We start from the raw sequence: 22178 nt of genomic DNA on the forward strand, positions 1-22178 counted from the left end.
GCCCCGCTCATCCGTCCAGCCGCTCGACGGTCCAGCCGTCCTTCTCCAGAAGCCGCAGCACCCCCTGCTCGCCCGGCAGATGCAGCGCGCCGAAACCCGCGACCACGCCCTTGCCCTGCGCCGCCGCCTCGGCCGCGGCCTTGGTCAGCGGCGCGATCCAGCTGGCATTGCGGGCGTCCATCAGCTTGCTCTGGGCAAGGCGCATCTGCGCATCGACCTCGGCCCGGCTGAGGCCCGACTTGTCATAGGCATCGAAGCGGCCGAATTCCCAGATGGTCCAGACATCGGCACCGAAATAGGCATCGGTCATGGTGACGGCATAGTCATCGGCATAGCCCGCCGCCGGCAGGGTGGCGCGGATCATGTCCTCTTCCTCGTCCGGGGTCAGATCGGCGAAGAGGGTGAAGACGGTATCCCATGGCTCGAGCGCGCGGACCGGCAGGTCCATCGCCTCGGCCCGCGCCACCAGCAGGTGATCAAGCCCCTGCACCTGGCCATCCTTGGCGATGCCTTTGAGCATGCAGGGCGAGATGCCCAGCATCATCGAGACATACCAGGGCCGCAGCTTGGCGGTGATGACGGCGGGCGTGCCGCGTTCGGCCATCGCCTCGGACAGCACCTGCCATTCCTCGGGCGTCAGCCGCTCGGGCAGGGTCGGGCCGTCGGTCGTCACGGTCAGCGAGGGATCGCGGGTCAGCGCCTGCGACAGCTGCGCCTCTTCCTCGGGTCCGGCCTCGACGAGCAACAGCGCGGCATCGGCCAGATCGGGTTCCAGCCGTTCCATCATCGCCGCGTGGCGCGGGTCCTGGAAGTGATAGGTGCCGACCATGGTGATGTGCTGGTCACCCTTGGTCGCCCGCCACAAAAGGCCGCGATGATAGGGCACGCCCCCGACTGCCTGATCCAGCCGCGTCCGGGTCTCGGAGGGCATTGCGTCGATCAGGTTCCGGCCCACGCAATCCTGCGCCAGCGCCGGCGGGGGCGCGGCCAGAAGGGCAAGGGTCAGCAGGACGGCAAGGCGGGGCATGGGCAACTCCGGTCGGTAATCACGGTCGGTAATCACGGGCGGGCATCACGGGCGGGCATCTCGGGCGGGCATCTCGGGCGGGCATCTCGGGCGGCGAGGATGGCACAGCGCGCCGGGACAGGCCAGTGCGGGTGGCGATCTGGGTAAAGCCCGAAGCGCCGGGCCCGCGTCGGATTTTTCCTTTCCCGCCCGTTGACAGGTTGGAACCACGGCCCTAGATCATCCGCCATTGGCACTCGCATCAGGTGAGTGCCAACAACCGGCACTGCAACCTGAAACACAGGAGTGTTCATTATGGCATTCAAACCGCTGCACGACCGCGTTCTGGTCAAGCGCGTCCAGTCGGACGAAAAAACCAAGGGCGGCCTGATCATCCCCGACAGCGCGAAAGAGAAACCCGCTGAAGGCGAAGTCGTCGCCGTCGGCGAGGGCGCCCGCAAGGATTCGGGCGAGCTGATCGCACCCGCCGTCAAGGCCGGCGACCGCATCCTGTTCGGCAAATGGTCGGGCACCGAGGTCACGCTGGATGGCGAAGAGCTGCTGATCATGAAGGAAAGCGACATCATGGGCATCATCGGCTGATTTGCCGATCAGATCCCTGACAGACGCTTCATTTCACACGATATTCTAGGAGAGACACCATGGCTGGTAAGGACGTTAAGTTCAGCACCGACGCCCGCGACCGTATGCTGAAAGGCGTGAACATTCTCGCCGATGCGGTCAAAGTCACGCTTGGGCCCAAAGGCCGCAACGTGGTCATCGACAAATCCTTCGGCGCCCCGCGCATCACCAAGGACGGCGTTACCGTCGCCAAGGAAATCGAACTGTCGGACAAGTTCGAGAACATGGGCGCCCAGATGGTCCGCGAAGTCGCTTCGCGCACCAATGACGAGGCCGGCGACGGCACCACCACCGCGACCGTTCTGGCCCAGGCCATCGTCCGCGAAGGCATGAAAGCCGTCGCCGCCGGCATGAACCCGATGGATCTGAAGCGCGGCATCGACCTGGCCACCGCCAAGGTCGTCGACTCGATCAAATCCGCCGCCCGCCCGGTGAACGACAGCGACGAAGTCGCGCAGGTCGGCACCATCTCGGCCAATGGCGAGACCCAGATCGGCCGCTTCATCGCCGACGCGATGCAGAAGGTCGGCAACGAGGGTGTCATCACCGTCGAAGAGAACAAGGGCATGGACACCGACGTTGAAGTCGTCGAGGGCATGCAGTTCGACCGTGGCTACCTGTCGCCCTATTTCGTGACCAACCCCGAGAAGATGGTCGCGGATCTGGAAGACGCCTACATCCTGCTGCACGAGAAGAAGCTCTCGTCGCTGCAGCCGATGGTTCCGCTGCTGGAAGCCGTCATCCAGTCGGGCAAGCCGCTGCTGATCATCGCTGAAGACGTCGAAGGCGAGGCCCTGGCCACGCTGGTCGTCAACAAGCTGCGCGGCGGTCTGAAGATCGCGGCCGTGAAGGCTCCGGGCTTCGGCGATCGCCGCAAGGCCATGCTGCAGGACATCGCCATCCTGACCGGCGGTCAGGTGATCAGCGAAGATTTGGGCATGAAGCTGGAGAATGTCGGCATCGACATGCTGGGCCGCGCCAAGAAGGTCTCGATCAACAAGGACAACACCACCATCGTTGATGGCGCTGGTGAGAAAGCCGAGATCGAAGCCCGCGTCGGCCAGATCCGCCAGCAGATCGAGGAAACCACCTCGGATTACGACAAGGAAAAACTGCAAGAGCGCGTGGCCAAGCTGGCCGGCGGTGTTGCCGTGATCCGCGTCGGCGGCATGACCGAGATCGAAGTGAAAGAGCGCAAGGACCGCGTCGATGACGCCCTGAACGCGACCCGTGCGGCCGTGCAGGAAGGCGTTGTCGTCGGTGGCGGCGTGGCCCTGGTTCAGGGTGGCAAGGCCCTTGGCGATCTGAAAGGCAGCAATGCCGACCAGGAAGCCGGCATCGCCATCGTGCGCCGCGCGCTGGAAGCCCCGATGCGCCAGATCGCCGAGAACGCCGGCGTTGACGGTGCCGTCGTGGCCGGCAAGGTCCGCGAGTCGACCGACAAGACCTTCGGCTTCAACGCCCAGACCGAAGAATATGGCGACATGTTCAAGTTCGGCGTCATCGACCCGGCCAAGGTGGTTCGCACCGCGCTGGAAGATGCAGCCTCGGTTGCTGGCCTGCTGATCACCACCGAAGCCATGGTCGCCGAGAAGCCCGAACCGAAGGGCGCCGCTGGCGGCATGCCCGACATGGGCGGCATGGGCGGCATGGGCGGGATGATGTAATCATCCCCCTGCCCTCTGGCAGAACGAAAAGGCCGCCCCTCGGGGCGGCCTTTTTTCTTGGCAGCCTCACGAATGCCTCTCGCCTTTCACGATCAGTGTAAAGCAGCCGGGCAGAATCGACCGATATGCCAGTTTTCCTTTGCGCCCCGAAATGCCCGGCTGCATCCTGAGCAAAGACGAAACCAGCAGGCATCATCATGACCCTTTCCCCAATCCTCTATCGCCTGCATCAGCGTTTTGGCACACCACCAACGCCGCAACAGGTGGCCGCTGAAACCGTCACGGTCTGCCCGGCCGAAACCGTGCCGCGGCCACCCGCCTGGTTTTTGCCCGGCCAGCTGGACCACGTGCGCGGCTATCCCGCGATGAGCGACCCCGAGGCGCAGCGTATCCGTATCAGCGAGGGCGAGGTTACCCATGGCGCGACCATGGCCTATCGGCTGGATCGCGCGGCGCTGCTGGGTGGCTATGTCTTCGCCGGGGGCGCGCGTCATCAGATGATAATGGATCGCGCCCCGTTCGGCCCGCGGCACCCCCGCGCCCTGCAAGGCGATGTCAGCGGCGATGTGGCACTGATCGGGACGCCGGTCAGCGACATTTATTTCGGGCACTATCTGATGGACGATTCCGCCACCGCCTTGCTGGCACAGGAATTCGGCACCGTCCGCGCGCCCTTTGGCCGTCGGCGCAGCGGCTGGACCCATGCCCATGACTATCGCCGGATGATGGATATCAATGTGCCAGAGCTCGGCGATACCGCGCTTGGCCAAGTCTGGCTGTTTGACGATATCGGCATGAACAGTAACCGCCGCCAGCGGATGCAGCAGTTACGCGAACGTCTGCGTCCCAAGCATTCGACCCGCAGCGGGCACGGCGTTTTCATCATCCGCGCCCGTTCCGGTCAGGTGATGCGGCATCTGGAAAATGAGACAGAACTGGCCGATGAACTGGCACGCCGGGGCTTCGAGATCGTCGACCCGATGCAGGAAACCGCAGCCGACCTGGTCCAGCGCCTGTCGGGTTCGGCGTTGGCCGTTTCAGTCGAAGGCAGTGCACTGACGCATGCCTATCTTACCATGCAGGACCGTGGCGCGATGATTGCGATCCAGCCGCCCTGGCGATTCGACAATGTCTGGAAGGATTTCACCGATCTTCTAGGTATGCGCTATGGCTTTGTCCTGGGCGAAGGCGGTCGGGACAGCTTTCGCGTCGATATTGCCGATGTTCTACGCACCATCGACCTGATCTTAGGCTGAAACGCGATCCGCCGCAGCCAACACCCGGCGGAGTGCAGCAAGTCACCGCCTTAGGTGTAGATGAAATAGGTCGAAACCACGACCAGCACGATCATCGCGCGAATGGGCTCGGCATCGGCCAGCCTTGCAACGCCCAGACCGAAGAATATGGCGACATGTTCAAGTTCGGCGTCATCGACCCGGCCAAGGTGGTTCGCACCGCGCTGGAAGATGCAGCCTCGGTTGCTGGTCTGCTGATCACCACCGAAGCCATGGTCGCCGAGAAGCCCGAACCGAAGGGCGCCGCTGGCGGCATGCCCGACATGGGCGGTACGGGCGGCATGGGCGGGATGATGTAATCATCCCCCTGCCCTCTGGCAGAACGGAAAGGCCGTCCCGATGGGGCGGCCTTTTTCGTGGGCGTCTGCCTGGATCGGGCGTTTCCCGGGACTCGAGCCCGCCGCCAGCCTGTCCTCCGGGAATCAAGTTGATCCCTGGTCGAGGTTTTTACCCTTCAGATCCAACGATAGCGTTTGAAGGAACTTCCTTGCGAGGGTGTTCGCGTTTCTCGCGGAAATTTGTTTTTCCGCGAAGACACGTTGCCGTAACGAAAATTGATATTTATATTTTCCCTTGACAACCTCGTCAGTTCGGCGCTCAAAACGAATCTTGACAGCCTGGCAAAATTAAATCAAATATCTGACTACTCAACTTATTGGCGCCTTGACCGCTCCGTAAGCTAGGTAAAAACCAAAAAATATTCCCAAGCGTGGCCCTCTTGGATCATACAATGCAACTTGGGGTTATTTCAGCATTTCAGTTGAAGATACCAAGTTAGATGTGCCGAGTGACGTGGTATTTTCTTGATCTCATCACGCAAGGACAGGAAAGACCCGCGACCTGGCGCAACCAAGCGTCCGGCAATCCAATTCCTCGTCTCATTCATAAATCGGAGGGAATAAAATGGTACAAAAGGTCGGGAATTTCTGCTTGAAAAATGATGGCGGTTTCGTCGTGAAACTGCAGTTCGTCTTCTGGGACGAGAATGGCAACAAGGTCCATACCGACGGAACGGCCGGCTATCCGGTGCTGCAGACCGAGTGCCGGTCACCCGACCAGTCGGGCGTGCCGGATGGGGCGCTGGTTTCGCTTTATGCCTTTGTCGTCTGGGGTAGCGACAATACCGCAAACCAGATCTTCTACTATGACTCCAGCAGCACGGTCACGGCCAATTACGCCATCAGCGGCACGACTTTGAACAACGACCTGGTCCTCGTCTCGGTGCAATAGCCTCCGCATGCGACAACCGGTCTGCCGGGCCGACATGGCATGTCGCCGTGCCGGCAGATCGATCGCCCACCCGCAACAAGGATCATCGTCGTGGCCACAACCAGCGCGCCTGCCGGCTTTCCCGCGAACATTCCAGTGTCCCTCCAGACCTACGAGAATTGGGCCCAGATGATCTCTGTCCCGAACGTCTGGACCTGCATCCCCGCGACCGAAGCCGATGTCGTCGCCGTCTGCAACTGGGCGGCGCAGGCAAAATTTACCGTTCGCGCACGCGGGGTCGCCCATGGCTGGTCGCCGCTGACCGTGACCGAGGGCGAGACAACCGACAATGTCATGCTGGTCGACCTGCGGACCAACCTGAACAAGGTCCTGTCGATCAGCCCTGCCTCGGCCGGCAGTCCAGCACAGGTCACGGTTCAGACCGGCTGCACCATGCTGGACCTGATGACCGCGCTCGAGACCTCGCGGGTCGGCCCGGATCCCGATGTCGGTTTCAGCTTCGCCCATATCCCGGCGCCGGGCAATCTGACCGTCGGCGGAGTGCTGGCGATCAACGGCCATGGAACGGGGGTGCGGACGCCGCCCCGTGATGACATGAACCTGCCCTATGGCTCGCTCAGCAATCAGATTCTTGGCTTCACCGCCATCGTCACCCGACCCGTAACCGGCACCTATGCCGCCCGCCGCTTCAGTCGCGGCGATCCCGATGCCAAAGCCTTCCTGACCCATTGCGGGCGGGCGCTGCTGACCGAGGTGACGCTGCAGGTGACCGACAATTACATGCTCAGATGCCAGAGCTTCATGAACATTCCGGCCACGACGCTGTTTGCCCAACCCGTCGGTGGCAAGGATCCGGCGCGCAGCGTTGGTGACTTCCTGCAGCAGTCCGGCCGCATCGAGGTGATTTGGTTCCCGGCCTTCGATCCGGCGCAGCCCAGCTTTCCCTGGTTCAAGGTCTGGACGGTGTCGCCGAAGAAGCCAACCTATGCCAAGATCGCGACGGGGCCCTATAACTATCCGTTCTCGGACGATCTGCCCAGTTTCATCACCGCCCTGTTGCGGCAGATGGTCACCTCGGCACCCGAGATCACCCCCACCTTCTGCTCGACAGTGGCGCAATACACCGCCGGGCAGCTGACCTCTGTTGCGGACCTCTGGGGCAAGTCCAAGAACACGCTGCTCTATGTCAAGGACGAGACCTTGCGGGTGACGGCGAATGGCTATGCGGTGCTGATGAAGCGCGACCAGGTGCAGCAGGCGATTGCAGATGCCACGACGAAATTCACCGACATGCTGCTGTCCTATCAGAAGAACGGCCTCTGGCCGATCAATTCGCCGCTCGAGATCCGAGTGACCGGACTGGACGATACCGCGCATCTGGGCCTGCCGCCGGGGCAAGTGGCGGAAAGCCCGGTGATCTCGTCGCTCGGCACCGACCCGATTGTCCAGCAGAATGGCTGGGACGTTGCCTGCTGGTTCGATGTCCTGACCATCATCCCCGAGGGCGACCCGCAACAGGCCTACCAGTTCTATACCGAGCTCGAGACCTGGTTCTATGCGCATTTCGACACCGGGTTCCGCGCCAATGTCGAATGGTCGAAGGGCTGGGCCTATAGCGTGCCCGGCGGGGCCTGGACCGATGCGGCGGTGATCCAGTCCATTCGCGACACCTGCACCACCGGCCGCCCCGCCGATGCAACCTGGGCCTGGCAGGTTGCAACCCTGCAATCCTACGATGCCGCGAACCTGTTCACCAATCCCTTCCTCGATCAGCTGTTCACGACTGGCAGTTCCTGATCGCGCAAGCCCCTGCCCTTGCCCAACCCTGCCCCAGCGGCTACCCAGATCGGACACCCCGCCATGACCTGACGAGGCGCCCGAATGTCCGAGCCGACCACCCCCGACCTGCGCCCGCTGGAGGCCCGCGCGCTGACGCTGGCCATGTGGGGCAACCTGTTCATGGCCGTGGCAGGGCTTGCCGCCGGGTTCCTGTCGAACTCGAACGCCATCATGATGGATGGGCTCTTCTCGCTGATCGGCTTTGCCTCGGCGCTACTGGGACGGCGGATCAGCCGCCGGGTCGAGGCCGGGCCGGACCGGCTCAGGCCCTTCGGCTATGCCGCCGACGAGGCGATCTTCATCACCTTCCGCTCGCTGTCGCTGCTGGGGCTGGTGCTTTTCGCCGTCACCAACGCGGCCAAGAACATCTTCGACTATGCCATGGGCACCCCGCCCGAGCCGCTGATCTTCGGCCCGATGATCGGCTATTTCGTCATCATCGGCGGCACCTGCCTTGGCCTCTGGCTCAGCCATCGCCGCGCCTGGCAGAAGACCGGGCGGACCAGCGATATCCTGCGGCTCGAGGCGCGGGCCTCGGCCTTTGACGGCATCATCACCGCCTCGGCCGGGGTCGGGCTGGCGCTGATCTACCTGCTTCGCGACGGGCCGCTGGCGGTGATTGCCCCGGTCGGCGACTCGATCATCGTCCTCTTCCTCTGCCTCACCGTCATCGGCCAGTATTTCAGCGGCTTTCGCGCCGGACTGGGGGAACTGGCCGGCGTCACCGCCCCGCCCGACCGGGTGGCGCTGGCGCGGCGCAGCCTGCGCCCGGCACTGTCCGAGGATGGCGGGCGGCTGCACGATCTTTCGGTGATGAAAACCGGCCGCAGCTTCCTGGTCACCGCCTATTACGACCCCTTGCGCTCGGTGACGGCGGCCGAGATCGATGCGCTGAACCTGCGGCTGATCCGCGACATGCGCGAGGCGCTGCCCGGCAGCGATGTGCTGTTGCTGGTCACGGGCTATCCCCGCCGCTGGCCCGAGGACATCAGCCCGTTCTGATCTGCCGCGGCAGCAGGCCCAACCCCGGCATCCCTTCGGACGCATAGCGGCTTTGCGCCCGCAGCCGTTTTACGACCCCTCTAGATCCCTTACGTTACCGCTATCGGAACACGGATCGAAAGGAGATCATCATGACCATCCGTAACCTCTATGCCGGCCTGCGCGGCTTCTTCGCCGGTCTGGCCCATGCCGCAGCCGCTGACGCGCCGCGTCTGGAAAACACGATCCGCCAAAGCCGGGGCTAAGGCGGATCGCAAGTTCGGGTGGTCGGAAGCGACCGCTCAGGTGAAAATGAAATAGGTCGAGATCACCACGATCACGATCGCCGCGCCGAAGGGCTTTGCATAGGCCCAGGGCGTCATGTCCACCGCATGGCTGTCGCGCGGCTGGTATTCCGGCACCATCGGGCGGGTCTTGCCGATCCACAGCATGATGCAGACGTTCAGCACGAACAGGATCGCCATGACATGCAGGAAGTGCGGGTAGTTCTCGGCCCCGACCATCGGCTTCAGAACGAACTGGCTGATGATGTAGAGACCCACACCCGAAGCCAGCCCGATCTTAGCCGCGACCGGCGGCACGTTGCGGGTGAAGATGCCGACAAGGATGATCGTCAGGATCGGGATCGAGTAGCAGCCGTTCACCTCTTGCAGGTAGCCGAACAGGCCCTGCGGCGCGTTGGCGATGAAGGGCGCGATGGTCATTGAGGCAATGGCCAGGACCCAGCCGAAATTCTTGCCCGCGTTCACCACCTGCTCGTCGCTGGCCTCGGGCTTGAAATACTGGCGGTAGATGTCCACCCCGAAAAGCGTGACCGAGCTGTTCAGTGCCGAGTTGAAGGAACTGAGGATCGCCCCGAACAGCACCGCGGCAAAGAAGCCGCGCAGCGGGAAGGGCAGCACCTCGCTGACAAGGCTCGGATAGGCCTGATCGGCCACGTCCAGCCCGCCCTCGAAATAGTGGTAGGCGATGATCCCCGGCAGCACGACGATGATCGGGCCGAGGATCTTCATCACGCCCGCGTATAGCAGGCCCTTCTGCCCCTCGACCAGGTTCTTGGCACCAAGGGCGCGCTGGATGATCGCCTGGTTGGTGCCCCAGTAGAACAGCTGCACCAGCATCATGCCGGTGAAGATGGTGGCGAAGGGCACCGAGGCGTCCGACCCGCCGATGGCGTTGAATTTTTCGGGGTTCTCGGTCCAGAGGACGTTCAGACCCTCGAAGATGCTGCCGCCGCCAATGGCCATCAGGCCGAAGACCGGAACCAGCAGGCCGCCGAGGAACAGGCCGACGGCGTTGATCGTGTCCGAGACCGCAACCGCCTTCAACCCGCCGAAGATCGCGTAGATCGAGCCGATGATGCCGATGGCCCAGACCGTGATCCACAGCGCCGCCGTCTCGCTGACCCCGAAGAGACCCGGCACGTCGAACATCGTCGACATGGCCAGCGCACCCGAATAGAGCACGATCGGCAGCAGCACGATCACATAGCCCGACAGGAACAGAAGCGAGGTGATCGTCTTGGTCTGCGCGTCATAGCGCTCCTCGAGAAATCCCGGAATGGTCGAGATGCCCGAGCGCAGGTATTTCGGCAGCAGCACCAGCGCCGTCACCACCATGGCGATGGCCGCCAGCGTTTCCCAGGCCATGACCAGAATGCCCTCGGTATAGGCTTGACCGGTCAGGCCGACGATCTGCTCCGTCGACAGGTTGGTCAGCAGCAGCGAGCCGGCGATCACCGGCGCGGTCAGCGAGCGACCCCCGAGGAAATAGCCCTCGGAATGATGCTCATCGGTTCCCTTGGTCCAATAATAGGACAACACCGCCACGAGGGCGGTGAATCCGATGAACATGACAATGTTGAATACTCCCATCCTATCCTCCCAGATCAAGATACTCTGATAGCGCTCACAGCTGTGTTACTATCACGTTGAGTCGCCCGGGCATAGAAAAAAGTGTAACGTTGCAAATATAAGGTTGTATCGTTTTCACACTATCCGGTTCATTCCGGCGGGTTGCGGCGTCCCACAGCTGCCCCCGGCCGTTTCAACGCTGCGGCATGCAAGGCCATTGGCCCGGTCCTGACCGCCCCTTGACCGCCGCCGCTGCCGACCTGACACTCGCCGCCTGCGCGACAGCGATCACACGAGGAGAATCCGATGAGCCAGCCCACAGCCCTGATCACCGGCGCCGCGCGCGGCATCGGGCTTGCTACCGCGCGGCTGTTCCTGGCCGAGGGCTGGCGGGTGGCGCTGGTCGATCGCGACGTGCCGGAGCTGGCGGTGGCCGAGGCTGAACTGGCCGACCCCGCTGCCCGGACCTTTGCCTGCGATGTCTCGGACGAGGCGCAGGTTGCCCAGATGATGGATGAGGTCGCCAACTGGGCGGGCCGGCTGGATGCGCTGGTCAACAATGCCGGAGTTGCCGATTTCGGCCCGATCGAGGACACCGGCTTCCAGCGCTGGCGCAGGGTCATGCAGACCAATCTGGACGGGGTGTTCCTGGTCAGCCAGGCGGCCATTCCGCTGCTGAAGCGTCAGGGCGGCGCGATCTGCAACATCGCCTCGATCTCGGGCCTGCGCGGCTCGACCCTGCGGGTGGCCTATGGCACCTCGAAGGCGGCGGTCATGCAACTGACCCGGCAGCAGGCGGTGGAACTGGGGGAACACGGGATTCGCGCCAATTGCGTCGCCCCCGGCCCGGTCCGGACCAAGCTCGCCATGGCTGTCCACAGCCCCGAGATCATCGCCGCCTATCACGACGCCATCCCGCTGAACCGCTATGGCAGCGAGGCCGAGATCGGCGAGGTGATCCTGTTCTTGTGCAGCCGCAAGGCCAGCTATGTGACCGGCCAGACCGTTGCTGTCGATGGGGGGTTCGAAGCATCGGGGGTCGGCCTGCCGGCCTTGCGCAACCGCCGCAAGCAAGTGATCGTGCCGCGGCCGGTTAGAATGTCGAAGGGGGAAACTGCCCGGGCGGGTCGTCAGCCACCCGCCCGGGCGGTAAGTTACTCGTAAACCCGCGCCGTCAGCGACAACCCTTCCGGGCCGCGCCGATGACCGTTACTGGTCAGACTGGATGCAACGATCTCATAGCCGAAATCGATCTGATCCGCGGGGTAGCGCAGGAAACTCGGCATGTGATCCGAACCATCCTGCTGCCCGCTCCGAATGCTGTCTTTATCGACTCTCGCCATTTTGTTCACACTCCTACTGGTTACGCGGTACCGACCAGTCCGGGCTTCGGGCCGAAACGTCAGAAGCCTTGATCCCGGAAAACTCTTCAACAACCTGGTGGGGGGACTTGGCACCGTTACTGGAATGATATTGCGCCCGCCGGGCCGCCGGACCAAAAGCAATGCATTCGCTGCAGGCAAATCCTGACCAAAAAGACAGTTCCGCAGCCGGTTTCAGCCGGTGGTTGCCGCCGCACCCAGTCGCGCAAGCGAAGAATCGCCCGGGAATAGAGAGAAATGACGGGTGTGGTCGCGCCTTCGGGCGCGACTCACCTCATTCGGCCGGGGCGTGTTCGGGCAGTTCCGAGGCCGTGGGATCGGGCGCACCCGCCTGCCCATGCTCGGCCAGGAACTCCTCGGCATCCAGGGCCGCCATGCAGCCCATGCCGGCGCTGGTCACGGCCTGACGATAGATATGGTCGGTCAGGTCGCCAGCAGCAAAGACGCCGGGGATCGAGGTGCGGGTCGAACCCGGCTCGACCTTCACATAGCCGCCATTGTGCAGTTCCAGCTGGTCCTTGACCAGTTCGCTGGCCGGGGCATGGCCGATGGCGATGAAGATGCCGTCGCCGCCGATTTCGCGGGTCGAGCCGTCCTTGGTCGAGCGCAGGATCGCCCCGGTCACACCAAGCGGGCTTTCGCTGCCCTTCACCTGCAGCAGCTCGTGATCCCAAATCACCTCGACCTTGGGATTCTTGAACAGGCGTTCCTGCAGGATCTTCTCGGCCCGCAGGCTGTCGCGGCGATGGACCAGCGTCACCTTCGAGGCGAACTTGGTCAGGAACAGCGCCTCCTCGACCGCGGTATTGCCGCCGCCGATCACCAGCACCTCGCGGCCGCGATAAAAGAAGCCGTCACAGGTGGCACAGGCCGAGACGCCGAAACCCTTGAACTTCTCTTCCGAGGGTAGACCCAGCCAGCGCGCCTGCGCGCCCGTTGCAAGGATCACCGCATCCGCCGTCACCACGTTGCCGCTGTCGCATTCCGCCCGGAAAGGCCGCTGCGACAGGTCGAGTTTCGTCACGATGTCGGTGACGATCTCGGCCCCCATGGCGCGGGCGTGCTCCTCCATCTTCACCATCAGCTCGGGGCCCTGGATCTCGATCAGGCTGGGCCAGTTCTCGACCTCGGTGGTGATGGTCAGCTGACCGCCCGGCTGCATCCCCTGGATCAAGAGCGGCTTCAGCATCGCGCGCGCGCCATAGACGGCCGCAGTATAGCCCGCCGGGCCGGAGCCGACGATCAAAAGCTGGGTATGCGTGGTCTCGGACATGTCTCGCCTCATCTCGCTTTGGCCCTAGGTAATGTCCCGAGGCGCTGTTCGCAATGCACCGAAAATCGAGAAATAATATTGCGCAGGTCGGCCCTGCAGGATAGTTTCCGGCAAGCTTCAGACACAAGAGGGCAGCATGGCAGGGGCAAAGCTGGACGAAATCGACCGTCACATTCTGGCCGAGCTGCAGGCCGACGGCCGCATGACCAATGTCGAACTGGCCCGCCGCGTCGGCATCTCGGCCCCGCCCTGCCTGCGCCGCGTCCGCGCGCTGGAGGAACTGGGCTATATCCGTGGCTACCACGCCGATATCGACCCGCGCGAGCTGGGATTCGAGGTGCAGGTCTTTGCCATGGTGCGGCTGGCCTCGCAGTCCGAGCGCGATCTTTCGGCCTTCGAGACGCTGTGCCGCGACTGGCCCCTGGTCCGCGAATGCCACATGCTGAACGGCGAGATCGACTTCATCCTGAAATGCGTCTCGCCTGATCTCTCGACCTTCCAGCGCTTCCTGACCGACAGCCTGACCGCCGCCCCGAACGTCGCCAGCGTCAAGACCTCGTTGGTCATCCGCTGCGCCAAGGACGAACCCGGCGTGCCCTTCGAGGTGGTTGAGGAACGGGTGCGCGAAGCGGGGTGAGAGGAACCCCGATGACGGGACCGACAGGCCGCAGCGAGCGGCAGAAAATGGCTGCGGGCGAGTGGTATCGCTGCATCGATGACGAACTTGACGCGCTGCGCTGGCAGGCCCGCCGGGCGGTTCACAGCCATAACAGCCTGCCGCCCGATCAACGCGGTTCGATGGCGCCCGAGTTGCATGCACTCTTTGCCGGCATCGGAGTGGGCGCCTTTCTCGAGGCGCCGTTCCATTGCACCTACGGCTTCAACATCAGCCTTGGCGATGCGGTCTACCTGAATGCCGGTGCGACCCTCTTGGACTGTGCTCCGATCCGCATCGGGTCGCGGACCATGCTGGGCCCGAACGTGCAGATCTATTGCGCCGAGCATCACAAGGACCGGGCCTTGCGCTCACAGGGGCTGGAGATCGCGCTGCCGGTCCTGATCGGCGAGGATGTCTGGATCGGCGGTGGCGCGGTCATCCTGGGCGGCGTGACCATCGGCGATGGCGCGATCATCGGCGCGGGCAGCGTGGTCACCCGCGATGTCGCCGCCGGCGCAATGGTGGCGGGCAACCCGGCGCGGCTGATGGGGCGGGCTGCAGCTGATGGGCAGGCGTAGGGTGGGGTTTCACCCCACCAACCGTCGATATTGCGGGGTGTTACATGGTGGGGTGGAACCCCACCCTACAGCGAAATCGCCGAGATCAGCCGTCCGTAATCCACCTCGCCCGCATGGGTGGTGCGGCGATAGCTGAAGAAGCGCTCGGGGTCGGAATAGGTGCAATGGCGCGACCATTCGGCCTCGACCCCCGCCGCGCGCAGGCGCATCAACCCATAGCCGGGCAGGTCGAACATCGGGCGACCGTTCGGGCCACCGGCGAAGAAGCGGGCGTTCTCCGCGTCCTCGTCGGTGAAGGTTTCCATGAAATCCGGGCCGACCTCATAGGCGCGCTGGCTGATCGTCGGGCCGATCACGGCGCGGATGTTTTCCGCCCCCGATGCGCGCATGGCCGAAACCGTCGCCTCCAGCACGCCGTTCAGCGCGCCCTTCCAGCCGGCATGGGCCGCGCCGATTACCCCGGCCTCGGGGTCGGCGAACAGCACCGGCTGGCAATCGGCGGTCAGCACCCCCAGCGCGATGCCGGGCCGCGCCGTCACCAGCGCATCGGCGCGGATCTGCTGGCAATCCGCCGGCAGCATCGCCTCGTCGATCACCACCACATCGGGCGAATGGACCTGATGCACCGTGGCGAGATCAGCTGGCGCGACGCCCATCGCATGGGCCACGCGGCCGCGATTGACCTCGACCGCCTCGGTCTGGTCCGACGAGCCGCGACCGCAATTCAGCCCGGCGAACAGGCCCGAGCTTGCCCCGCCCTTGCGGGTGAAGAAGCCGTGCCGGACGGGCTCCAGCAGCGGGTGGGTCAATATCTCAAGCATGGTCTGCATCGGGGTTCAGCGCGACAAAACCGGGAACGGGAGGGGCGGTCTCCGGCCAGATGGCCAGCATCTTGAACAGGTGACCCATTTCATCCGCGTGGGTCAAGCGGTGAAGCGCCGCCATCGCCCCCGCATCGCCTGCGGCCTCCAGTCGCGCCGCCCGCGCCTCGATCCCCATGGATCTGAGCCAGTCGCCCTGATGAACCGGTTTCGAAGCGACGGCTCCCGCCCGGATCGCCGCCGCCGCCAGCGGGGCGAAATCGACATGCGCGGTCAGGTCGGCCTCGCCGGGATGGGCCAGCGGGTCGTCGAAGGCGTGGTTTCGCAGCGCCTGAAAGGTGTCGCCGCTGCCATTCCAGCCGCCGTAATCCGCAATGATCGCCGCCCCGCCATGGGTGGCGATGCGGCTGGCGATGGCCTCGATGATGGCGGGTGCCTGCGGGCAAATCTCGTAGATCTCGCCCAATTCGCCCGCGCGCGGCAGATCGACCGGCGGGGCGAGGCCAAGGGTCAACTGCTCTCCCTCCAGCCCCACGACGCGCTCGGACCAGCCTGTCTCGACCCGCTGGAATTGCCGGATCGGCAGCGCGTCGAAAAACTCGTTCGCCATCAGGAACAAGGGCTTCTGCGGCAAATCCTCGACCGTATCGAGATGTCGCACCTGCCCCAGGCGCTCGCGCTGGACGCCCCGCAGATGCGGCGAGGCCTCGATCAGCGCCACCTCGGCGGCCTTGCCCATGCCCGGCGCGACCCGGATCGCGCGCCGCATATCCGCCATCAGCGTGCCGCGCCCCGGCCCCGGCTCGGCCAGCGTGAAGGGGGCGGGGCTGCCCTGATCCAGCCAGGACTGCGCCAGGGCAAGGCCGCACAGCTCTCCGAACATCTGGCTGATCTCGGGCGCGGTGGTGAAATCGCCCGCCGCGCCAAAGGGATCGCGCGTAGAATAATAGCCATGCGCCGGATGCAGCAGGCAGGTTTCCATGTACTCGGCCAGCGTGATCGGGCCGCTGGCACGGATCTGCCGGGCGATGATCGCGGCCAGCGGCGTCATGCCGGGGCGGCAGCCCTGCGGGCGCGCAGGATGAAGAAGAGGCCGATCAGCACCATCGGCAGCGACAGCAGCTGGCCCATGCTGAGGCCCCAGACCGGCCCGCCGATGACATGGCCAAGCGGGTTGTCGGGGGTGATGAACTGCGCATCGGCCACCCGGAACAGCTCGACGAACATGCGCGACAGGCCGTAGCCCAGAAGGAACACACCGAAGGCCAGCCCCGGACGCATCAGCCCGCCTGCGCGCACCAGTGCCCAGAGGATCAGGCCGAGGGCCAGCCCTTCCAGCCCCGCTTCGTAAAGCTGGCTCGGATGGCGGGCGAAGGAATCGCCGGGGAAGATCACCCCCCAGGGCAGATCGGTCGGCCGGCCCCACAGCTCGGCATTGATGAAATTGGCGATACGGCCAAAGAACAATCCAACCGGCGCCACCACGGCCAAGGCATCGGCCAGCCGCAGCGGCGGAATCGCGTGGCGGCGGGCATAAAGATAGGCCGCGACGATCACCCCGGCAAAACCGCCGTGAAAGCTCATGCCGCCCAGCCAGACCTTGGGAATGTCCAGCGGATTGGCGAGGTAATAGGCGGGTTCATAGAAGAGGACGAAGCCCAACCGCCCGCCGACGATCACGCCAAGGATGATCGAGGTCAGCAGGTCATCGACCAGTTCGGGCCGCATCGGCGAAGTCCCGCCCCAGAGCGCGGGGCGGCGCATCAGCATGACCACCAGCCGCCAGCCGATGACCAGCCCCGCTAGGTAGGCCAGCGCATACCAGCGCAAGGACAGCGACAGCCCGCCAAGATTGATGGTGAAGATCTCGGGGCTGATATCGGGAAAGGGGATCATGGGGCCTCGGGTCTTCCAGCGGGTGACGTTTCGCGCGGCAGGCTTAGCGGCCAGACCCGCGCTGTCAACATTGAACCCCGCCCGCTTCTGGCCCATATGGATGACAATTCAGTCAGGAAGGACGCCCCGATGAGCACGAATAACCGCTTCTTCGACGACATGTCGAAGCTCATGACCAATGCGATGGGCGTGGCGCAGGGCGCGCGCAGCGAGGCCGAGAACGCGATGAAATCCTGGGTCGACCGCTGGCTGGCCGACCGCGATTTCGTCACCCGCGAGGAATTCGAGGCGGTGCGCGACATGGCGATCAAGGCCCGCACCGAGAATGCCGAGCTGAAAACACGGCTCGACGCGCTCGAGAAAAAGCTCAACGCCTGAGCTCAGGGCGCCAGCCGGTCCTTCAGCGCGCCTGATCGGTCGTAGAGCAGCACCTCGCCCGCATCCGTCACCACGACGATGAACTCGCGGGCGAAGGTGACTGCCTCGGCGGTTGCACCCTCGGGCAGGCTGATAGAGGCGGGCAGGTCGGGCAGCATCGGCTGGCTGAGGCGCATCCACAGCAGCACCACGATGGCGATGATCCCCAGCCCCATTACCACGGCGAGCCCGGTGACCAGCATCTTCAGCCAGCGCAGTTCCGGCACCGCGTCCGCCGCCGCCTTCCAGTCCCTGTCGTCCTGATCCATATTGCCCTGACCCCTATTGCCCTGACCCATGTCCGACCTTCTTGTGACCATCCCGGCCAATCCGCCCGACCGGCTTGATAAGGCCCTTGCCGCCGCAGTGCCAGAGGCAGCGGCCCTGTCGCGCTCGCGCCTTGCCCGGCTGATCGCCGATGGCGCGGTCAGCGGACCTGCGGGCGTGATGCGCGACGGCAAGGCGCGGGTGGCCGAGGGGCAGGAGTACCGCATCACCATCCCCGACCCCGAGCCTGTCGAGACCCTGCCGCAGGCGATCCCGCTGGTCATCGCCTACGAGGATGACGACCTGATCGTCATCGACAAGCCCGCCGGCATGGTCGTCCACCCGGCCCCCGGCTCGCCCCGTGACACGCTGGTCAATGCCCTGCTGGCCCATTGCGGCGAGACGCTGTCGGGCATCGGCGGCGAGAAGCGGCCGGGCATTGTCCACCGGATCGACAAGGACACCTCGGGTCTTCTGGTGGTGGCGAAATCCGACCGCGCCCATCACGGACTTGCCGCGCAATTCGAGGCGCATTCGGCGCAGCGCCGCTACCTGGCGCTGGCCCATGGGGTGATCGACGCCGCCGATCCGCGCCTGCGCGGCGTGCCGGGCGTGGGGTTCGAGGAACCGGGCCTCTTGAAGATCACCACCCGGCTTGCCCGCCACCCGACCGACCGGCAGAAGCAGGCGGTCTATTTCGACAAGGGCCGCCACGCGGTCACCCGCGCGCGGCTGCTGGAAGCCTTCGGCAAGCCGCCCGTCGCGATGCTGGTCGAATGCCGGCTGGAGACCGGGCGCACCCACCAGATCCGCGTCCATATGGCCCATGCCGGGCTGGGGCTTATCGGCGATCCGGTCTATGGAGGCTCGCGCAAGGCCTCGGCCAAGGCACTGGGGGATGTGGCGGCGGAGGTCGCCGCCTTCCCGCGCCAGGCGCTGCATGCCGCGCATCTGGGCTTTGACCACCCGGTCACCGGCGAGGCGCTGGGGTTCGACAGCCCGCTGCCCCCGGACATGGCCGATCTGCTGGCCCGGCTGCGCGCGGTGTGAGCGTTCCGCCCCAATCAGATCGCCCTTGACGGAAACGTTACCGCTACCTAGATTGCATCTCCCGCGCGCTGCGGCACTATTTTGCCGAGCCACGACCGCGCCATCGGCGCGGTGCAGCCAAGCCCGCCCCTGCGGAACGATGATCGCGGCGGCGGCGTTTCCTTCCTGACCTGAAAGTGCATCCACATGGCGAATTACACCGGTCTTCCCGCCCCCAGCCCTGAACAGGGTCTGAACCGCTATCTTCAGGAAATCCGCAAGTTCCCTCTGCTGGAACCGGAAGAGGAATACATGCTGGCCAAGGCCTGGGCCGACCACGAGGACAGCGAGGCCGCCCACAAGATGGTGACCAGCCACCTGCGCCTGGCCGCCAAGATCGCCATGGGCTATCGCGGCTATGGCCTGCCGCAGGCCGAGGTGATCTCGGAAGCCAATGTCGGGCTGATGCAGGCGGTAAAACGCTTTGACCCGGAAAAGGGTTTCCGCCTTGCCACCTATGCGATGTGGTGGATCCGCGCCTCGATCCAGGAATATATCCTGCGGTCCTGGTCCTTGGTGAAGATGGGCACGACCAGCGCGCAGAAAAAGCTGTTCTTCAACCTGCGCAAGGCCAAGAACAAGATCGGTGCGCTGGAAGAGGGCGATCTGCGCCCGGAAAACGTCGCCCAGATCGCCCATGACCTGAACGTCACCGAGCAGGAAGTGATCGACATGAACCGCCGCATGTCGGGCGGTGATGCCTCGCTGAACGCGCAGGTGGGGTCCTCGGATGGCGACAGCACGGCGCAATGGCAGGATTGGCTGGAAGACGAGGATGCCAACCAGGCCGAGGCCTTTGCCGAGGCCGACGAGTTGGACACCCGGCGCAACATGCTGATCCAGGCGATGGATGTGCTGAACGACCGCGAGAAGGACATCCTGATGGAACGCCGCCTGCGCGACGAGCCGATGACGCTGGAAGACCTTTCGGCGCGTTACGATGTCTCGCGCGAGCGGATCCGCCAGATCGAGGTACGCGCCTTCGAGAAGCTGCAGGACCGGATGCGGGTTCTGGCCCGCGACAAGGGCATGAGCGTTCCCGAACAGGCGGTGTGATCGCCCCCGCCCAACCCTTGGGCTGCTGCCAGATGAACGGGCTGCGGCGCGGTTTCCCTGCCGCGCCGATTGACCCGCCGTGCCGGGCGGCTATGGTCATTGCAAGGCGGCGGAGTGAGCGCATTCCGCCCGAGGCAGGCAGGCATCCATGACGGCGCTGACCGAGTTCATACGGCTGGAATCCCCGGGCGCCTGGCGCGCCGGGCCGGATCAGCGCTTGCAGGAGGTCGTCGTCTCGGTCGGCGATGCGACGCTGATTCTGACCGATCCCCGCTCGGACCGGCCCTTGGCGCATTGGTCGCTGCCCGCCGTCACCCGGCTCAATCCCGGGCAGATGCCGGCGCTTTATTCGCCGACGGCCGATGCGCCCGACGAGCAGCTGGAGATCACCGAAGAGTTGATGATCGACGCGATCGAGCGGGTTCATCGCGCCATCGAATCGCGCCGCGCCCATCCGGGCCGGCTGCGCGGCGGGCTGACGCTGGCGGCGGCGCTGGCGATGGTCGTGGGGCTGGTCTTCTGGCTGCCCGGCGCGCTGGTGCGCTATGCCGGGCGCATCGCGCCCCCGGCGCAGGCGGCGCAGATCGGCGATGCGGTCCAGGCCGAGATCGCCCGCTCGACCGGGGCGGCCTGCCACCGGGTCGCGGGCGACGGGGTGCTGCAACATCTGGCCACCCGGCTTCTGGACCCCGGCGCGCGGATCGTCGTGCTGCCTGCGGATCTGCGGGGGGCAAGGCGGCTGCCGGGGGATCTCTATCTCATCGGCACCGATCTTCTGGCCGAGACCTCCAGCCCCGAAACCGTCGCCGGTCATCTCTTGGCGGCCTCGCTGGCCAGCCCGCCCGGTTCCGTGCTGCAGGAGGCGCTGGACCATGCCGGCCCGCGCGCGGCGATCCAGCTCCTGACCTCGGGCAAGCTGCCCGCCGGCGCGTTGACGGGCTATGGCGAAGCGCGGCTGTCCCAGCCCCTGCCCCGGCCCGATGATGGGGTGCTTTTGGAGGCGATGGCGCAGAAGGGCGTGCCGGCCGAACCCTATGCCCGCTCGCTGGACCCCACGGGGGAATCGGTCCTGGGGCTGATCGAGGCCGATCCTTACCGCCTGCAGGCCCCGCCCGCCGCGCTGCTGACCGACCGGCAATGGCTGGCGCTGCAGCAGATCTGCGCCGGCTGATCCGTCCCTACCGCACAACCGCCTTGGGATAGCCGCCACGGCGCAACTGGTTCAGCGCCGAAACCAGCGCCTGCCGTTCCCGGAACGGCCCGACCAGAACCAGCCGCCCGCCGGCCTCGGCATCGGCCTTGCGCCCTCGCGCCACCGGATAGCCGAGCCCGACCAGCCGCAGCATCGCCGCCTCGGCCTCGGCCGGAACCGGGAAACGCCCGATCACCACATAGCGCGCCCCGGCCGGGATCAGTTCGGGTCCGCCCTCGTCTGCCACAGGTCCACCTGCTGGTGGTGCATTCTCCTTGGGCGCCTGCGCGCCGCCCCCGGGCTTCCCCGCAGCCCCGGGCGCAGGCTGCTTCGATCCCGACGGGTCCCGTGCAGCCCTCGTGGGGACAGTCGTGGTGCGTGCATCCGCAACAGTTTCCGGTTCCGGCGACGTGACCCCTGCCGCCCTCGCATCCGCCGCGACCCATGGTTGCAGGTTCGGCGCACCGCCGCCGCAGAAGCCCATGACCTGCCCCGTGCTTGCCTCGCCCGAGCCGGGTGCCGCATAGCCCAGAAGATCGCAAAGCGGCGATTGCCGCCCCGCCGGTTGCTCGGCCGCTGCCACACGCATCGCCGAGACACCACGCAGCGCGCCATCGAGATCTGCCAGCGGGCCGGATTGCGGGCGGGGCGTCTCGGCGTGGTCGCGTTTCAACAGGTCGGGCGGGTCGGCCAGCACATCGGCATCCCGCAACCCCTGCGCCAAGGTCATCGAAAGCCGCAGGGCCGCCTCGCCCGGTGCGTCCTGATGCCCTGCCGCCAGACCCGGCAGCGAGGGCGGGTAACCGCAGATCACCGTGCCGTCGCGGTCCAGACGCGGCGCCCAGACCGATCCCTGCCGCAGGTAGACGCAGCCGGCGCTGTCGATATATTGCACGGCGGTGAAATCCTCGGGCGGCTGTTCCAGTGGCCCCATCGCTTCCGCCGAGGACGTCGCCGGCCAGACCAGCACCACCAAAACCCAGAACCGCATGACCGCCACACCGAATCAACCCGC

General features: G+C 65.3%; 22 protein-coding genes and 1 pseudogene. 14 read left to right on the forward strand and 9 right to left on the reverse strand.

Annotated features, from left to right (window positions below; genetic code table 11):
- Positions 1-7: 7 nt before the first annotated feature.
- Entirely contained in the window at positions 8-1027 is a 1020-nt protein-coding gene (locus CX676_RS06095; RefSeq protein ID WP_101751822.1) for a TraB/GumN family protein, read from the reverse strand.
- A 294-nt stretch (positions 1028-1321) separates the two neighbouring features.
- On the opposite strand from CX676_RS06095, the gene groES reads away from it, so the two are divergent.
- The 7 genes and pseudogenes from groES (at position 1322) to CX676_RS06130 (ending at position 8681) form a co-directional block, all read left to right on the forward strand.
- Positions 1322-1609: a co-chaperone GroES gene (groES, locus tag CX676_RS06100; protein ID WP_101751823.1), complete on the forward strand. Its 288-nt coding sequence runs from the start codon at positions 1322-1324 to the stop codon at positions 1607-1609.
- A gap of 59 nt (positions 1610-1668) precedes the next feature.
- A complete protein-coding gene (groL, locus tag CX676_RS06105; RefSeq protein WP_101751824.1) occupies positions 1669-3315 on the forward strand; it encodes a chaperonin GroEL in 1647 nt (548 codons plus the stop codon).
- A gap of 197 nt (positions 3316-3512) precedes the next feature.
- Complete coding sequence (locus tag CX676_RS06110; protein WP_101751825.1) at positions 3513-4571, forward strand: glycosyltransferase 61 family protein; 1059 nt, start codon at positions 3513-3515, stop codon at positions 4569-4571.
- 128 nt (positions 4572-4699) lie between these two features.
- A pseudogene (gene groEL / locus CX676_RS06115) lies at positions 4700-4909 on the forward strand (chaperonin GroEL); the annotation flags it as partial.
- Between the two features lie 631 nt (positions 4910-5540).
- Positions 5541-5840 carry a hypothetical protein gene (locus CX676_RS06120; RefSeq protein ID WP_157935858.1) on the forward strand — a complete coding sequence of 100 codons (300 nt, stop codon included), beginning with the start codon at positions 5541-5543 and terminating at the stop codon, positions 5838-5840.
- Positions 5841-5930: 90 nt separating this feature from the next.
- On the forward strand, positions 5931-7637 hold the full coding sequence (locus tag CX676_RS06125; protein ID WP_198590293.1) for a cholesterol oxidase substrate-binding domain-containing protein: 1707 nt from the start codon (positions 5931-5933) through the stop codon (positions 7635-7637).
- An 84-nt stretch (positions 7638-7721) separates the two neighbouring features.
- Positions 7722-8681 carry a cation transporter gene (locus CX676_RS06130; RefSeq protein WP_101751828.1) on the forward strand — a complete coding sequence of 320 codons (960 nt, stop codon included), beginning with the start codon at positions 7722-7724 and terminating at the stop codon, positions 8679-8681.
- A gap of 281 nt (positions 8682-8962) precedes the next feature.
- Here the strand turns inward: CX676_RS06130 and CX676_RS06135 are convergent, their stop codons facing one another.
- Positions 8963-10555 (reverse strand): solute:sodium symporter family transporter, encoded by a 1593-nt coding sequence (locus CX676_RS06135; RefSeq protein WP_101751829.1) that lies wholly within the window; start codon positions 10553-10555, stop codon positions 8963-8965.
- A gap of 285 nt (positions 10556-10840) precedes the next feature.
- Between CX676_RS06135 and CX676_RS06140 the strand changes: the two genes are divergently transcribed.
- Positions 10841-11698, forward strand: a complete 858-nt coding sequence (locus CX676_RS06140) for an SDR family NAD(P)-dependent oxidoreductase (protein ID WP_101751830.1) — start codon at positions 10841-10843, stop codon at positions 11696-11698.
- On the opposite strand, the gene CX676_RS22480 is transcribed toward CX676_RS06140, so the two are convergent.
- Positions 11689-11877: a hypothetical protein gene (locus CX676_RS22480; protein WP_157935859.1), complete on the reverse strand. Its 189-nt coding sequence runs from the start codon at positions 11875-11877 to the stop codon at positions 11689-11691. The two genes, CX676_RS06140 and CX676_RS22480, sit on opposite strands and share 10 nt — an antisense overlap.
- Positions 11878-12190: 313 nt before the next feature.
- Positions 12191-13189, reverse strand: coding sequence for a thioredoxin-disulfide reductase (gene trxB / locus CX676_RS06145; RefSeq protein ID WP_101751831.1), 999 nt, complete (start codon positions 13187-13189; stop codon positions 12191-12193).
- A gap of 136 nt (positions 13190-13325) precedes the next feature.
- Here trxB and CX676_RS06150 point away from each other — a divergent pair, with 136 nt between their 5' ends.
- Together CX676_RS06150 and CX676_RS06155 are read left to right on the forward strand one after the other, a co-directional pair.
- Complete coding sequence (locus CX676_RS06150; RefSeq protein WP_101751832.1) at positions 13326-13826, forward strand: Lrp/AsnC family transcriptional regulator; 501 nt, start codon at positions 13326-13328, stop codon at positions 13824-13826.
- Between the two features lie 11 nt (positions 13827-13837).
- The gene (locus tag CX676_RS06155; RefSeq protein WP_101751833.1) at positions 13838-14425 is read left to right on the forward strand and encodes a sugar O-acetyltransferase; all 588 of its coding nucleotides are present in this window, start codon (positions 13838-13840) and stop codon (positions 14423-14425) included.
- 65 nt (positions 14426-14490) lie between these two features.
- Here the strand turns inward: CX676_RS06155 and pgeF are convergent, their stop codons facing one another.
- Genes pgeF through lgt form a run of 3 tightly spaced genes read right to left on the reverse strand, consistent with a single transcriptional unit; the run spans position 14491 to position 17142 of the window.
- A complete protein-coding gene (gene pgeF, locus CX676_RS06160) occupies positions 14491-15246 on the reverse strand; it encodes a peptidoglycan editing factor PgeF (RefSeq protein ID WP_101754174.1) in 756 nt (251 codons plus the stop codon).
- Complete coding sequence (locus tag CX676_RS06165; RefSeq protein ID WP_101751834.1) at positions 15239-16297, reverse strand: class I SAM-dependent methyltransferase; 1059 nt, start codon at positions 16295-16297, stop codon at positions 15239-15241. Before CX676_RS06165 ends, pgeF begins: the two co-directional genes overlap by 8 nt.
- A complete protein-coding gene (gene lgt, locus CX676_RS06170) occupies positions 16294-17142 on the reverse strand; it encodes a prolipoprotein diacylglyceryl transferase (RefSeq protein WP_101754175.1) in 849 nt (282 codons plus the stop codon). Before lgt ends, CX676_RS06165 begins: the two co-directional genes overlap by 4 nt.
- A gap of 129 nt (positions 17143-17271) precedes the next feature.
- Between lgt and CX676_RS06175 the strand changes: the two genes are divergently transcribed.
- Entirely contained in the window at positions 17272-17520 is a 249-nt protein-coding gene (locus CX676_RS06175; RefSeq protein WP_101754176.1) for an accessory factor UbiK family protein, read from the forward strand.
- Positions 17521-17522: 2 nt separating this feature from the next.
- On the opposite strand, the gene CX676_RS06180 is transcribed toward CX676_RS06175, so the two are convergent.
- Complete coding sequence (locus CX676_RS06180; protein WP_232816598.1) at positions 17523-17858, reverse strand: DUF6476 family protein; 336 nt, start codon at positions 17856-17858, stop codon at positions 17523-17525.
- On the opposite strand from CX676_RS06180, the gene CX676_RS06185 reads away from it, so the two are divergent.
- The 3 genes from CX676_RS06185 to CX676_RS06195 all read left to right on the forward strand — a co-directional run bounded on the left by CX676_RS06185 (position 17857) and on the right by CX676_RS06195 (position 21142).
- Positions 17857-18876, forward strand: coding sequence for an RluA family pseudouridine synthase (locus CX676_RS06185; protein WP_101751836.1), 1020 nt, complete (start codon positions 17857-17859; stop codon positions 18874-18876). The genes CX676_RS06180 and CX676_RS06185 overlap by 2 nt on opposite strands.
- 186 nt (positions 18877-19062) lie before the next feature.
- On the forward strand, positions 19063-19971 hold the full coding sequence (gene rpoH / locus CX676_RS06190; RefSeq protein WP_101751837.1) for an RNA polymerase sigma factor RpoH: 909 nt from the start codon (positions 19063-19065) through the stop codon (positions 19969-19971).
- A 148-nt stretch (positions 19972-20119) separates the two neighbouring features.
- On the forward strand, positions 20120-21142 hold the full coding sequence (locus CX676_RS06195; RefSeq protein ID WP_101751838.1) for a hypothetical protein: 1023 nt from the start codon (positions 20120-20122) through the stop codon (positions 21140-21142).
- 7 nt (positions 21143-21149) lie between these two features.
- Here the strand turns inward: CX676_RS06195 and CX676_RS06200 are convergent, their stop codons facing one another.
- Positions 21150-22154: an SPOR domain-containing protein gene (locus CX676_RS06200; RefSeq protein ID WP_101751839.1), complete on the reverse strand. Its 1005-nt coding sequence runs from the start codon at positions 22152-22154 to the stop codon at positions 21150-21152.
- Positions 22155-22178 lie beyond the last annotated feature (24 nt).

Origin of the sequence: Paracoccus zhejiangensis, assembly GCF_002847445.1 — a bacterium.
Classification (GTDB): domain Bacteria; phylum Pseudomonadota; class Alphaproteobacteria; order Rhodobacterales; family Rhodobacteraceae; genus Paracoccus; species Paracoccus zhejiangensis.